This window comes from Pantoea sp. Fr+CA_20 (genome assembly GCF_024520835.1).
Taxonomy (GTDB): domain Bacteria; phylum Pseudomonadota; class Gammaproteobacteria; order Enterobacterales; family Enterobacteriaceae; genus Pantoea; species Pantoea allii.
Window position 1 is genome coordinate 340,895 of the sequence record NZ_JALNPN010000002.1, and the last position, 14,133, is coordinate 355,027.

Consider the following 14,133-nt stretch of genomic DNA (forward strand, 5'->3'; position numbering starts at 1 on the left):
TTAGCCGCGCGCGCCTTTCATCAGCTCGCGTTTCATATCAATGATGTTCTGAAAGTCAGCAACAGAGGTTTTGCCAATGTGCTGCGCGCCGCCCACGGCTTTAACGAAACAGGCATGATCGGTTTTATCCAGCTTTTTAATTGCCGCAACCACTTTCTCTTTAAAGTCTGCTGGCAGTTTATTGCTCACCAGAATTGGACCGTTAGGAATCAACGGCGATTGCCAGATGATGCGAATCTGCTTCATCAGATCGGGATGGTCCATACGGATCAGTCGACCAAACGCACCCGATGTGTAACCGGTGTTGTAATCACCGACCATGGATGTCCAGGTCACCGCGCCGTCAAACTGATTATTCAGCACGCCCAGAATGTCCTGCTCATGACCGCCGGAGAAGGTCACGCTTGAAAAGAAGTTGTTGTATTTATTATCAATCGTGCCGCCAAACATCTTCTTAAAGGCCTGGTTTGGCACGAGGAAGCCCGAGGTTGAATCCGGATCGGCCATACCAAAGGATTTGCCTTTCAGATCTTCCAGCTTCTTGTAGGGGCTGTCGGCTTTCACAATCACCACGGAGTGGTAACCGCGAGACTGATCTTTGTCATCCACAACGATACCCACTAAATCAACGGCCTTGGGGTCCTGAATGTAGACGGACGCGTACGAGGAGGGAGACATGCTCAATACCAGATCCACTTTGCCGCCCAGCAGCCCCTGGATCACGCCTGAATAGTCGGAAGAGTTGCGGATTTTGGTATCCACGTTCAGCTCTTTATCGAAGAACGATTTAACACACTGGTTATCACCAATCTGCTGCGTCGCGTTCTGACCGCCCAGGATACCCAGATTCAGTTCTTTCGGTGCGTCCGCTGCATTAACGCCAAAGGTAAGCAGTGCTGTAGTCAATAAAGCGAAAGATCTCATTTTCATTAGCATTGTTCTCTTGCTGTGATAGTTAGTGGATCTGGTTCAGTTCGTCACCGTACAGCTGATGCAGCAGGCCGTCGGTGAGTTCAGAAGGATGACCGTCAAACAACACCACACCACGCTGAATACCAATGACGCGCGTGCAGTAACTTTTTACCAGCTCAATCGAGTGCAGGTTCACCATCACGCTGATGCCCTGACCGCTGACCTGACGCAACACATCCATAATGCGGGTGGTATTTTTAGGGTCCAGCGACGCGACAGGTTCATCCGCCAACAGAATTTTTGGGTTCTGCATCAGTGCACGGCAAATCGCCACGCGTTGCATTTGGCCGCCGGAGAGGTTCTCGGCGCGCTGCAACGCCTGGGGCAGCATATTCATCCACTCAAGCAGTTGAATGGCGCGGGCGCGATCGGCGTCAGAGAAGACTTTGAAAAAGGATTTCAGCGTGGACGTCTGGCTGAGGCGGCCAAGCAATACGTTGGTCAACACATCAAGGCGGGGCACCAGGCAAAAATCCTGAAAAATCATGCCGCACTGAGTGCGCCACTCACGCATCTGCCGACTGCTGAGATTCACCACATTCCGATCGGCCTCGCCGTGGTGCAGACTGATAATCGCGCCCTGTGAGGCGGAAATGGTGCCATTGAGCATATGCAGCAGCGTCGATTTGCCTGCGCCAGAGCGACCTATTACCGCCACTAATTCGCCCGCATGCAAATCGAAACTGACGTTATCGAGCACCTTATTGTTGGCGTATGCTTTGCTCAATCCCTGAACAGACAACACTTTTTGCCCGCCTGAATGGGTCAATGACGTGACGTTATCGACCACAGTTTTAAGCAGTGCCTGTGCCATGATGTACTCCGCTATTACAGTTTACGTTCTGTACGCCCGCCCCCCGAATCCAGAGTTGACGTTATACCGCTGGTCGGTGCTGGTTGGCGTGCGTCATTATCTTGCGTCTGTTGCTCACGCCGCAGGAATCTGACGAGAGACCGCTATATTAAGAACATGGGGGATGAAGGCTGTATTACGGTTAGATGATTAAACTGTGACAGGCAAATCGGCACCGAGAGACAACGACAAACCGTCGTAAGCCGCGCGCACCTGAGCAGGCAAGGCGTGCTCTGCCAGCCAGTTGTCCATGTGATGACTCAAATGAATCAGCCAGGCCTGATGGGGTTTCAGTTCATCGATGATTTTCAGCGCTGCGGTGAGATCGTTATGATTGCGCCCACCCTGTCCGGGCGGATCGTTACAGTCCACCACCAGGTGATCCAGCGTCTGTCCGCGCAGAAAATCCGCTGTATCGGGCGGCAGACCGCAGGTATCGCACAGCCAGGCCAGACGCGATCCATACCAGTCAAACAGATAGCCGTGCGTCAGCCGGGAGTGCTGCAGCGGCAGTGCCGTCACCCGCAACGCACCGAACGACTCCGCAACAAAAGGGGTGAGGGATGGACGGAAATCCAGCAGTCCGGGATGTTTGAACAGATCGTCACAGCCCTTCTCATCCGGCGGCCCCCAGACGGGAATGGCGTTGCCTTCGCCCCAGCGCAGGGTGAATAATCCCTGCACGTGGTCCATATGATAGTGAGTCAGCAAAATCCGGTTAATGTCACCCGGCTGGAAACGTTCGGCCAGCAGGGGCAAGCCCGCGTCCAGTAAAATACGCGCCTGACCGGCTTCAATCAGGGCGCTACAGGGCGCACGTTTATAACGTGGCTGCTGGCGGGCGCGTAAACAGGCGTGACAGTCACAACCGAACACCGGTGCCCCCGTCACGCCGCCGGTACCGAGAAAGGTCAGTTTCATGGCGACAGCGCCAGCAGCTGGCGTAACTGTTGTACGGTATCCGCCAGCGCGCCATCGTTATTCAGCCGTAAACAGCCCTCTGGTTGATGCTGCGCAGCGCGAGCCAGGCGTTGGGCGATCGCCTCTTCATTTTCGCGTCCGCGCTGCCGTAAACGCGCGGCCAGCACCGACGGGGAAACCTCAATGCACAAGGGTAACAGCTGCGCGCCGTAACGCGCGCGCACCTGTTCCAGATGCTGCCGGGACCCGTTTACCAGCACGTTTTGCCCGCATTCAAGCCAGCTATCAATTTCACGCCCGATGCCGTAGCGAAAACCGTGGGCCTGCCAGCTAACGGCAAATAAACCCAGCGCCTCGCGCCGAATAAACTCCGCTTCCGTCAGGGCAACATGGTTTTCTCCCCCCACATCGTGGGGGCGCGTAATGTAGCGGTGCGCAATCAGCAGGCTATCAGGCGGTGCCTCGCGCAGCAGGTCCAGCAGGCTGTCTTTCCCTGAGCCGGAGGGACCTGTTAGCCAGATAAACCGGGCCATCAGTACACCTGCCGACCTTTACTCCACACATGGCGGATATGGGGATGACCATGTTGGGTATGCGCCAGCACCAGGTCGGCACGGCAGCCTTCGGTAATTACGCCACGATCTTCCAGCCCCAGCGCCCGGGCCGGATTACAGGTAACCAACGCGATAGTTTGCGGCAGAGACAGCGTGTTACGCTCATCTGCCGCCAGGCGGAACGCCGCATCCAGCAGGCTGCCGGGATAATAGTCCGATGACAGGATATCCAGCATCCCGTGTGACGCCAGCTCCCAGGCGGCAACGTTGCCGGAGTGCGAGCCGCCACGGACGATATTCGGCGCGCCCATCAACACCTGCATATTGCGGTAGCGGGACGCCTTCGCCGCCTCCAGCGTGGTGGGAAACTCGGCTATCGCGCTGCCCACGCCGTGTGACTCTTCCACGTGCGCTTCGGTGGCGTCATCGTGACTGGCAATGGCGATGCCATGCTCACGGCACAGCGCGGCAATCGCCAGACGGTTAGGCTGTGACCAGGCTTTGGCCAGCGCCAGCTGATCGCGCTCAAACTCATCCATCTGCTCATCATTAAGCTGATATTTTCCCTGATAGTACTCGCGGTACTTTTCCAGCGATGCGTACTGGCGCTGTCCCGGTGAATGGTCCATCAGCGACACCAGCGACAGCTCCGGTGACGAGATCAGCGCTTCAAACAGCGGCAGCGTTGTGTGGTGCGGCAGCTCGCAGCGCAGATGTAATAAATGCTCGGCGCGGTTTAGCCCCTTGCGATTACTGTCGCGAATAGCCCCAATCATTTTGCTGAGGTTGTCCAGCCGGTGACCGCCATCGCGCACATCGCCCACGCCGATAGCATCCAGCACCGTGGTGATGCCGCTGGCCACCATCAGCGCGTCATGGCTGCTCATGGCCGAATGTGCCGGCCAGTCGACTTTAGGACGCGGGGTGAAAAACTTATCCAGGTTGTCCGTGTGCAGCTCCACCAGGCCGGGCAACAGATACGCGCCTTCGCCATCCAGCGCGCTGGCAAGCTGGCTGGTCGTTTCGCTAAAGTTGGTAATACGGTCTTCACGAAACTCCAGCGATCCCGCTACGACTTCATTTTCCAGCACCAGCTTTACATTATTGATGATCATGCTTCTGCCCCTGTCGTGAAGGGCTGCATCACGTGCAGGCGGTCCGCCACACGTTCCCGCACCGCTTCATCATGAAAAATCCCCACAATCGCCGCACCGCGCTCACGCGCCTGTTCGATCAGGCTTACCACCGCCGCGCTGTTAACGCTGTCGAGCGACGCCGTCGGTTCATCCAACAGCAGCACCGGATAATCGGCAATAAAACCACGGGCGATATTGACGCGCTGCTGCTCCCCACCGGAGAAGGTCGAGGGCGCAAGGGCCCAGAGACGTTCCGGTACGTTAAGCCGGGTCAGCAGGTCTTTGGCGCGCGCTTCACAGAAGCCGCGTTCAGCGCCGCGCTCCAGCAAGGGCTGCATGACGATTTCCAGCGTTGGTACGCGGGGAATAACGCGCAGAAACTGACTGACCCAGCCGATGGTATCGCGGCGAATCGCGATAATCTGACGGGCTGGCGCCTGCGCCATATCCACCCATTCGCCCTGATGCTGTACCCAAATACTGCCGCTGTTGGCCTGATAGTTGCCATACAGGGCACGCAGCAGCGTGGATTTACCGCTGCCAGAATGCCCATGCAGTACCACGCATTCCCCCTCACTGACATCGAGGCTGGCATCCTGCAATACCGGCAGTGCCGCACCGTTCTGATTGTGCAGGACAAAGGTTTTGCACAAATTTTCCACGCGCAGTTGCGTCTTCATTGTCGCTGTCGCCATTTAGTTAAGCACCGATGAAACCAGCAGTTGTGTATAAGGATGATGCGGATCATCCAGTACGCGGTCGGTTAACCCACTTTCCACCACCCGGCCCTGCTTCATGACCAGCAGCCGATGAGCCAGCAGGCGCGCCACGCCCAGATCGTGCGTCACGATGATCACCGCCAGATTCAGTTCACGTACCAGGGTACGCAGCAGGTCCAGCAGCCGCGCCTGCACCGAGACGTCCAGCCCACCTGTCGGTTCATCCATAAACACCAGTTTCGGCTGGGTCACTAAATTGCGGGCGATTTGCAGACGCTGCTGCATGCCCCCAGAGAAGGTGGTGGGAAGATCATCGATACGGTTAGCCGCGATTTCTACCGCCTGTAGCCAGTGGCTGGCTTCTGCACGGATATCACCATAGTGACGGTGGCCGACAGCCATCAGACGCTCACCGATATTGCCGCCCGCCGTGACCTGAGGACGTAATCCTTCCAGCGGATGCTGGTGTACCACGCCCCATTCGGTACGCAGTAACCGGCGACGGTCGCTTTCACTCATCTGATAGAGATCGCGCTGCAGGTAATGAATCTCGCCCGCCTGCGGCACCAGCCGGGCAGACAGGCTACGCAGCAAGGTGGTTTTGCCGGAACCCGACTCCCCCACAATCCCCAGCACCTCGCCCGGATAGAGATCAAAGCTGACCTCCTCGAAGCCTTTTCCCGGTGCATAAAGGTGGGTGAGGTTATTGACCGCGAGCAGCGGTTGTTCACTGTGCATGTTGTTGTTCCTGCTGCTGGTGGCAAAAATCGGTATCTGAGCACACAAACATTCGCGTTCCCTGATCGTCCATCACCACCTCATCCAGGTAGCTGTGACGCGATCCGCACAGCGCACAGGGTTCGTCCCACTGCTGCACGGTGAAGGGATGATCGTCGAAGTCGAGGCTTTCGACTTTGGTATAGGGCGGCAAGGCATAGATGCGCTTCTCGCGTCCGGCACCAAACAGCTGCAGCGCCGGCATCATGTGCATTTTCGGGTTATCAAATTTGGGAATCGGCGACGGGTCCATCACATAGCGATCGTTGACCTTCACCGGATAGGCATAGGTGGTGGCGATATGACCGAAGCGGGCGATATCTTCATACAGTTTGACCTGCATGATGCCGTACTCTTCCAGCGCATGCATGGTGCGGGTTTCCGTTTCGCGCGGCTCAATAAAACGCAGCGGCTCAGGAATCGGCACCTGGAAAATCAGAATCTGATCTTCCTCCAGCGGCGTTTCGGGAATACGGTGGCGCGTCTGGATCAGGGTGGCATCGACCGTGCGTTCGGTGGTGGCGGCCCCACTGACCCGTTGGAAGAAACGGCGAATAGAAACGGCGTTGGTGGTATCGTCTGCGCCCTGGTCGATGACTTTCAGCACATCTTTATCACCAATCACGCTGGCGGTGATTTGAATCCCGCCCGTGCCCCAGCCGTAAGGCATGGGCATTTCACGTCCGGCAAACGGCACCTGATAGCCCGGAATCGCGACGGCTTTTAAGATGGCACGGCGAATCGTGCGTTTGGTTTGTTCGTCGAGGTAACCGTTGTTATAGCCGCTGAGCTCAGCCATTTTGCTGCTCCTGATAGTCCTGGCGCAGACGTTTCAGCAGTTCCAGTTCGGCCTGGAAATCGACGTAGTGCGGCAGTTTTAAGTGGGAAACAAATCCCGCGGCTTCGACGTTATCCGCATGGGACAGCACAAACTCCTCATCCTGAGCCGGACTGGTGATACGTTCATTGTGCTCGCGGGTCTGTAACGCGCGATCCACCAGCGCCATGGACATGGCTTTTCGCTCTGCCCGACCAAATACCAGACCATAGCCGCGCGTGAAGTGCGGCGCGCTTTCACCGTCGTGGGTAAATCCGTTGACCATTTCACACTCGGTCAGCAGCATTTCGCCAATTTCCAGTTCGAATCCCAGCTCTTCCGGGCAAACACTGACGCTGACATAGCCGGTGCGGATTTCACCGGCAAACGGATGGGTTCGCCCATAGCCACGCTGAGTGGAGTAGCCCAGAGAGAGCAAAAAACCTTCATCACCGCGCACCAACTGTTGCAGCCGCGCGGCGCGCGAAGCGGGAAAGCCTATTGGCTCGCGGGTGATATCCGTCGGTTCGCTACCGTCGTCGCTTTCACTCTGTGCTAAGCCTTCGTCGCTCATCATGCTGAACATATGCGGACAGTGCTCAGGCAGTGCCTGCTCGCTTCGCGGCGGAAGCGGCGTTTCCCCGTTAGCCATCAGGGTAAAATCCAGCAGGCGGTGGCTGTAGTCGTAGGTCGGGCCTAAAACCTGGCCGCCGGGTAAGTCCTTATACACAGCCGAGATACGCCGCTCAATCCGCATGCTGCTGGTGGCTAACGGCGTGCTTTGTGCCAGGCGCGGTAAGGTCGTGCGATAAGCACGCAGCAGGAAAATCGCCTCTACCAGGTCACCGCTGGCCTGTTTAATCGCCAACGCCGCCAGCAAGGGATCGTAAATCCCGCCTTCCGTCATCACGCGATCCACCGCCAGCCCAAGCTGCTGTGCAATCTGATCGCAGGAGAGTTCCGCTACGGCGCGATCGCCCCGGCGCAAGTCGGCCTGCAGATGGTGGGCATTCGCAATGGCTTTTTCGCCCCCTTTCACCGCTACGTACATGAGCACACCTCAACATTTGTTGTGCGTGGCACCGCCATCATCGCTTCGCCACAGGTGAAAATCAGATCAACGCCCTGAGGAAACGGATGGGGCCGGGCGCGCAGGTATTCGAGCACGCTTTCTGGCAGCTGTGGCGCAATGGCGCGGGCTTCACGCAGCCCAGGTCCCGACAATCGCAGCGCCAGGCCACCGTTTAGCGAGGGCACTTCAATAATCAGCGTGGTGCTTTTTTCCGGTGCCAGGTTGTCACCCGCGGCGAAGTCGCCTGGATTGGGTTGAGCGTCGGCGTGGCTTAATGCAAAGGCCGCATCATTGCTGTCGGTAACAGGAGCGCCGGTATGAAAACGCAGGTTGTCGCGCAGCTGTTGATTATCCACCTGCGGGTCCAGCCATAGCGGGCTTTCCTGATCGACCAACGTCAGCAGCACGGCGGTGGCGGCAGGCGAAAGTGCGCCCCAGCCCTGTTGCAGCGGCAGGGAAACCATCACGCCCGGCTCGCTCATGGCTTTCAGAATGCGGCGAAAGGCGTGCTGCGCATCCGCAACCGGATGATTAAAACTTGCCAGTAAAGTCATTCATTGTCTCCGCGTACCAGCGTAAAGAAGTCCACTTTGCTGCTGGCAATTTCACGTGCGCGCAGCTGACGCTGCTCTTCACGTGAGGCCGCCAGCGGGGTAATAATTTTTTCCTGCAGCAGTTCACCGGTTTCTGTCTGCTGCAACAGGGCATCCATCAGCGCACAACGTTCGGCATGGGCTTTATCCCGCCCGAGCAGGTAGCTGTAACCCAGGGTGCCATCGTTAAGCCGCACGACTGCGCGCGTCACGGTGGCATCGCCGACCACAAAACGCTTGCCGGTAGCGCCCATGCGGGCCTGCAGGCGCGTCAGGCCAATTTCAGCCGGACGGATCAGGGTAAATTCAGGCTTGAGGTTGAGCGGCTGCCAGTGCGCGTCAAGCTCGGCTGCGCTGCTGTGAGCCAACACCGAAAGCCAGTGCTGGCGGGCCGTTTGCTGTTTCATTAGTGCTCCAGAGTCAGTTCGATCATGTCGCCACGGGTCAGGCTGACGGAGTATTCCGCCATCGCGCCATCGGTGGTTTTATTCAGGGTACGCACGCACAACAGCGGGGAATGCAGCGCGATTTCCAACTGTTTACACTCTTTTGCCTGCGCCCGGCGGGTGCTGATACGCGTCTGGCTGCGCACCAGCTGCTTGCCGGTATGGTGCTGCAGAAAGTCATGGAGTGAACCGCTGTTGAAGCGTTGCAGCTGCGGCCACCAGCTGAGATCGGCAAGAAAGTGATTGATCAGACAGACCGGCAGACCATTTACACGGCGCAGAGTACGCAGGTGGATCACGTCATTGCCTTCGCTCACCCCAAGTGCCGCGGCCACATCGGCACTGGCCGGGCGCAGCACCGCCAGCAGACGTTCACTGGTGGGATCGCTGCCCTGCTCCATCAGGTTTTGGCTGAAGCGGGCCTGGGCATGCAGCGGATAGTCGTAGGGGCGCATCAACACCAAAATCCCAACACCGTGGCGGCGTTGCAGCAGGCCTTTATTGACCAGCTCGTCGACCGCCCGACGCAGCGTATGGCGGTTTACCGCATAGTGATCGGCCAGTTGCTGCTCGGAGGGTAAATAGTCACCACTGCGGTAGCGTTCCTGAACAGCCTGCTCCAGTTGCGCTGCGACAGCCTGATACACAGTGGTCGGATGTCTGGATAACTCCATCACAATTAAATCCTCACATCAGTAGAGGGATTTCGCAGCGAAGGTGCTGCGGGATGGAAACAGACTGACGGGATCAGATGACAGCGAGGTGACGAGACGGTGACGTAAACATGAATTCGCGCCAGCCTGTCGCGTACAGGGCAACAGGCTGGCAGGCGGGTCCTTCAGGGCTGGCCCAGGCTATCCAGCAGTGCCGCCGAGGTGGCGACCGCGCCAAAGATACCGCCCTGCATATGAATCATGCTCAGGGCGGCTTCATGATGATGTCGCTCAGTGGCGGCACAGCAGTCGGATAAGACCAGGCACTCATACCCGCGATCGTTGGCCTCACGCAAGGTGGTATGCACACACACATCCGTTGTAATACCGGTAATAATCAAGTTGCGGATGCCGCGACTGCGTAACACCAGCTCAAGGTCTGTTGCATAGAAAGAGCCTTTACCAGGCTTATCGATGATCACTTCGCCCGGCAGCGGTGCCAGTTCCGGGATAATCTCCCAGCCCGGCTCACCGCGCACCAGGATACGACCGCACGGTCCTGGGCTGCCAATTTCTGCATTCATCCTGCCCGACCGCCAGCGTTTATTGGCAGGCAGATCGCTGAGATCCGGGCGATGCCCTTCCCGTGTGTGAATGACGGGAAAATGCAGCGCACGCATGCGGGCCAGCAACACCTTAAGCGGTTCGACAGGCGCGCGCGTAAGGCCAATATCGTAGCCCATGGTGTCAACGTAGCCGCCCGCGCCACAAAAATCGATCTGCATATCGATGACGAGTAGCGCCGTATCAGCGGCACTAAAATGGCCATCAAACGGCCAGGCATAGGGGGTGGAATTCACACTGTACTCAGGCATTGTTCTTCTCCATTCGCGGCGTCGGGGAACGTAATTTAATAATCAGGGTATAGCTAAGCGCCGCTGTCACCAGACCGATAACCGCTTCGCCAAACTGGGGAAAGCCCAGATGCGCGATGACCGCGCACAGGCTTCCCAGCGCCCAGGCCGCAAAGGCGGCACCGTGAAACCGTTGCGCCGGGCGCTGTTCACTCAGCTTCGCCATAAAAATCAGATCAACAATCATGACCGCACCAAACGGTGGCACCACCACGCCCAGCAGGCTCAGCCATGCCAGGAAATAGGTCCAAACGCCCGCCAGCGCCAGCAGACCGCCGATGGCACCGAGAATCAGCGTCCAGCGGCGCATCTTGCTGTTAAAAAGATGGCTGAAGCCTACCGCACCGTTATAAAGACAGTGCGTACACACCGAGCCAAGATTGATGAACACAAACAGGAAAGCCACCATGGTTAAAATCTCACCATGCCCCATCAACATGGGCAGGAAATTGCCGCCGTTGGTCAGCGGGTCCACCGCCGCGCCGACCGAGACAATAATCACGCCAAAAAGATAGGCGATCAGGTTTGCGACCGGAAACGCGGAAAAGGCGGCGATGACCGCAGCACGGCCACTCTTCGACCAGCGGGTGAAATCGGCAGTCATGGTGCCGGAATCGGCAAACCCCGCCACCACCATGGTGACCGCCGTGCCCATGCTCATGGCTCCCGCCACCGTGGGGCTGCCCTTCCAGTGAAACATGCTGGAAAAATCATGTGTCTGCCCGACGAAATACAGCGCGACAAACCCTAAAATCACAAACATTGGCGCAGCAATCATGCCCAGCACGGACAGGGCACGCACGCCCAGAAAGGTCACGGCCGTAAACAGCACCATGGCAAATGCCGTCACCGACAGGGCATTCCAGCCAAAGGTCTGATGAATCACCGTCCCGGTCAATCCCGTCTGGAAGGCGTACCAGCCGATAACCACGGTCGACAGAAAGCCGGACACGAGGATATAGCCTTTGCTGCCGAAGGTCCTTTTCGCCTGCAGGGCAAAATTCATCCCGGTATTGCCCGCAAACCAGCTTAGTGCGCCGACATAGGCAAACAGCACCAGATTGCCCATCACAATCGCCAGCAATGCAGGCCAAAAGCCAAGGTGCCAGGTAATGATGCCGCCAAACAGCGCATTGGTGAGGATCATGGGGAAACCAAACCAGACCGCAGAAACCGAGCGGGTCGGATGGCGATGCGACAGCGGCACGGGTTCGTGCTCAAACTCCTGCTCTAACGTTGGGGAAGCCTGTTTTTTCATGGCAAAAATTCCTGGTTAAGGTGAATCCACGGACAGGCGCGCTGGGGCACTGACGTTCATCCTGTGCTCGCCATCTTTATGACGGTACAGGTGCCGTCGCGCTGGCGACTGTCATTGCATTGCGTGGTGATGTACTGCCGCCTTACCGGGCTGTTAACCCTTTTCCACGCATGTTGTCTTACCGGCATTGTTAACCCGATAAGAAGTGCATGAAGCATGCCAGGAATCGTCCCTCCCGCGTTGGCACGCGCGGATGTCCGTCTGGATACGGGCTGGGATACAAGATCGAATACTTATGATAAGACGCGGCACCTTACCCGTTGCGGTGCGGCGGTTTCTGGCACGCTGATGGGGCGGTGATGCACGATAAATGGGAAACTTTTGAATCTCATCTGGAAAGCGAAAAGCACATCAGAATGTCACTGCGTTGTCATGCGCCCTTCACGCCCGGCGACCACAATAGTCGCCCATTATTCTTGTCGAAGGCTTTTATCATGTCTGCTGTTATTCGTTTTGGCACTTTTCTGGCGCTTTTTTCAGGCATGATTGCGGCGCCTGTTGTGAGCAGCGCACGGACATCGGCCCTGCTGCCTGCACCGCCCGCCGACCCCGGATTTACCGATAGCGCGCCTGCGGCAAAGGTGCCGGCTTTTGTTGACAGCATCGCCACCAACCAACGCGGGGATGCGCGCTTTGCCACGCTGGAGACGAATGCCGGCGTGCGCGTGGTGTCCGGCTTTCTGGCCCTGTGGCGTCCGCGTACGCTCAAGGTGGATGCGGGGATTTCGGCACCGGCTCGTGATGGTTTTGCGGCGATTACGCCCTCTGATTGCACTGGCCTGCCCGGTAAGGCCCCCGTCTGCGGCACGATGCTTAATCATCAGGTACTGGCGGCGAATGTTCAGTATGTGGTTACGGCGACCCGCCAGCGTACGGCAGCCCAGGCCGAGGCGGCCTACTTTGACGATCGTCGAGCCAAAGGCTATAGCGTCACGGACGGCCTGGGTCCGCTGACCGCGGCATGGCGCAGTGCCGCTCAGCAGGTCACCACCATCACGCAGATTCCCGCGGATGCCACGACGGTGCTGTATAACGACAAGGGAAACAACACCGGCACGGGCAGCCATGACGGCAATCGCGACTTCGGTGAGGTGGTGGATTTTCTCAATGAAATGGGTAACAACGCCTCTACGGAACCGGCAAAACGTTTCTATAAATACGCCCGTCCCTACCGCTGGCGTTCAGAGGTGGCGGTGGTGTCTGCCCTTGTGCCCGCAGAGAGCCCTACGCCCGCTACCGATGGCGGATTTATCAGCGGACACACGGCGGAGGCGGTCAGAGATGCCCTGACCATGGCGTGGCTGGTGCCGGAGCGCTATCAGGAGATGGTCAGCCGCGGGATGGAATTGGGCGAAAGCCGGATCGTCGCCGGGATGCATTCGCCTTTGGATGTTATGGGCGGACGCATGTTCGCGCTGGCCGTTACCACCGCGAATCTGACGGCATATCATGAGGATGCACAACGCGCGTACAAACAGGCGCATCAGGCATTATGGCAACGCACCGGTACACAACCCAGCACCTTTCTGCAATACGCTCACGCCGCGCCGCTCAATGCCGACCGCTTCGCCGATCCTACCCTTAACCGTGCCAGTGCCCTTCGGCGCATGACGTTTGGCTTTGCTCCCATCGCGTCCCGCCATCGTCCACCGGTGGTGCCCAAAGGTGCCGAGATTCTGCTGGAAACCCGTTTTCCCTATCTGAGTGCCATGCAGCGCCGCGTGGTGTTAAAAACCACTGAACTGTCATCGGGCTATCCGATCCTGGATGATGCCGAAGGTTGGGGACGTCTGAATATCGTGGCGGCCGCCGACGGATATGGTCAGTTTACCGGGAATGTGCAGGTGATGATGGATGCTGAGAAAGGCGGTTTTAATCAGGCCGACAGCTGGCGGAATGCGATTGGCGGCCAGGGGAAACTGACCTTACAGGGTTCAGGTACGCTGCGGCTACTGGGTGCGAATCGCTACAGCGGCGGCACTGAAATTGAAGGTGGCGTGCTGGAGGCCGGTTCAGCCAGCGCCCTGGGCGTGGGTGAAGTTTATGTGGGCAACGCCGGCAGCGTGCGTATTGCCGCAGCCAGCCCGGTGCGCGTTAAACAATATTCTGCGCAGCCTCAGGCAACTCTTGAACTGGATATCGATGGTCAGGGCGGAGGTCGTCTCAACGTGAAGGGGCCATTGGTCGCAGGCGGTACGCTGTTAGTGAAGTTTGTGAAGGGTTATCACCCCAAAGCAGGCACGCTGATTCCGTTGATTGAGGCGGGCTCAAATGCAGCCCACTTTGGTCGCATTATTGTCGAGGGCTATCAGGCTCAGCCTGTCAGCTCCGCTACGCGAATCAGTATTAAACTGCTCTGATCCTGAGCACGGCTGGTAAGGCGCGCAG

At 57.9% G+C, this 14,133-nt stretch carries 15 protein-coding genes; 1 reads left to right on the forward strand and 14 read right to left on the reverse strand.

All coding sequences use genetic code 11. The annotated features are described in order from the left end of the window. From phnD to NR177_RS04075, 14 genes are all read right to left on the reverse strand, one after another. Window positions 1–930 (reverse strand): phosphonate ABC transporter substrate-binding protein, encoded by a 930-nt coding sequence (phnD, locus tag NR177_RS04010; protein WP_096010749.1) that lies wholly within the window; start codon window positions 928–930, stop codon window positions 1–3. Between the two features lie 25 nt (window positions 931–955). After that, window positions 956–1,786: a phosphonate ABC transporter ATP-binding protein gene (gene phnC, locus NR177_RS04015; protein ID WP_096010750.1), complete on the reverse strand. Its 831-nt coding sequence runs from the start codon at window positions 1,784–1,786 to the stop codon at window positions 956–958. Between the two features lie 189 nt (window positions 1,787–1,975). Next, a complete protein-coding gene (phnP, locus tag NR177_RS04020) occupies window positions 1,976–2,746 on the reverse strand; it encodes a phosphonate metabolism protein PhnP (protein WP_063880083.1) in 771 nt (256 codons plus the stop codon). Continuing rightward, window positions 2,743–3,279: a ribose 1,5-bisphosphokinase gene (gene phnN / locus NR177_RS04025; RefSeq protein WP_096010752.1), complete on the reverse strand. Its 537-nt coding sequence runs from the start codon at window positions 3,277–3,279 to the stop codon at window positions 2,743–2,745. The genes phnP and phnN overlap by 4 nt, the downstream gene beginning before the upstream one ends. Then, window positions 3,279–4,415 (reverse strand): alpha-D-ribose 1-methylphosphonate 5-triphosphate diphosphatase, encoded by a 1,137-nt coding sequence (gene phnM / locus NR177_RS04030; protein ID WP_109717298.1) that lies wholly within the window; start codon window positions 4,413–4,415, stop codon window positions 3,279–3,281. Before phnM ends, phnN begins: the two co-directional genes overlap by 1 nt. Next, window positions 4,412–5,131 carry a phosphonate C-P lyase system protein PhnL gene (gene phnL, locus NR177_RS04035; RefSeq protein WP_063880086.1) on the reverse strand — a complete coding sequence of 240 codons (720 nt, stop codon included), beginning with the start codon at window positions 5,129–5,131 and terminating at the stop codon, window positions 4,412–4,414. Before phnL ends, phnM begins: the two co-directional genes overlap by 4 nt. Beyond that, a complete protein-coding gene (gene phnK, locus NR177_RS04040) occupies window positions 5,132–5,893 on the reverse strand; it encodes a phosphonate C-P lyase system protein PhnK (RefSeq protein WP_063880087.1) in 762 nt (253 codons plus the stop codon). Beyond that, entirely contained in the window at window positions 5,883–6,731 is an 849-nt protein-coding gene (locus NR177_RS04045; protein ID WP_013026274.1) for an alpha-D-ribose 1-methylphosphonate 5-phosphate C-P-lyase PhnJ, read from the reverse strand. Before NR177_RS04045 ends, phnK begins: the two co-directional genes overlap by 11 nt. Next, window positions 6,724–7,800 (reverse strand): carbon-phosphorus lyase complex subunit PhnI, encoded by a 1,077-nt coding sequence (locus NR177_RS04050; RefSeq protein ID WP_256852338.1) that lies wholly within the window; start codon window positions 7,798–7,800, stop codon window positions 6,724–6,726. Before NR177_RS04050 ends, NR177_RS04045 begins: the two co-directional genes overlap by 8 nt. Beyond that, on the reverse strand, window positions 7,791–8,375 hold the full coding sequence (gene phnH, locus NR177_RS04055; protein WP_096010757.1) for a phosphonate C-P lyase system protein PhnH: 585 nt from the start codon (window positions 8,373–8,375) through the stop codon (window positions 7,791–7,793). The genes NR177_RS04050 and phnH overlap by 10 nt, the downstream gene beginning before the upstream one ends. Beyond that, on the reverse strand, window positions 8,372–8,821 hold the full coding sequence (gene phnG / locus NR177_RS04060) for a phosphonate C-P lyase system protein PhnG (protein WP_063880090.1): 450 nt from the start codon (window positions 8,819–8,821) through the stop codon (window positions 8,372–8,374). The genes phnH and phnG overlap by 4 nt, the downstream gene beginning before the upstream one ends. Further along, a complete protein-coding gene (gene phnF / locus NR177_RS04065; RefSeq protein ID WP_063880091.1) occupies window positions 8,821–9,534 on the reverse strand; it encodes a phosphonate metabolism transcriptional regulator PhnF in 714 nt (237 codons plus the stop codon). Before phnF ends, phnG begins: the two co-directional genes overlap by 1 nt. Before the next feature lie 164 nt (window positions 9,535–9,698). Then, window positions 9,699–10,388, reverse strand: coding sequence for a cysteine hydrolase family protein (locus NR177_RS04070; RefSeq protein ID WP_063880092.1), 690 nt, complete (start codon window positions 10,386–10,388; stop codon window positions 9,699–9,701). Next, a complete protein-coding gene (locus NR177_RS04075; protein ID WP_256852339.1) occupies window positions 10,381–11,685 on the reverse strand; it encodes a cytosine permease in 1,305 nt (434 codons plus the stop codon). Before NR177_RS04075 ends, NR177_RS04070 begins: the two co-directional genes overlap by 8 nt. A 494-nt stretch (window positions 11,686–12,179) precedes the next feature. Here NR177_RS04075 and NR177_RS04080 point away from each other — a divergent pair, with 494 nt between their 5' ends. Next, window positions 12,180–14,105, forward strand: coding sequence for a phosphatase PAP2 family protein (locus NR177_RS04080; protein WP_256852340.1), 1,926 nt, complete (start codon window positions 12,180–12,182; stop codon window positions 14,103–14,105). The last annotated feature ends 28 nt before the right edge of the window (window positions 14,106–14,133 follow it).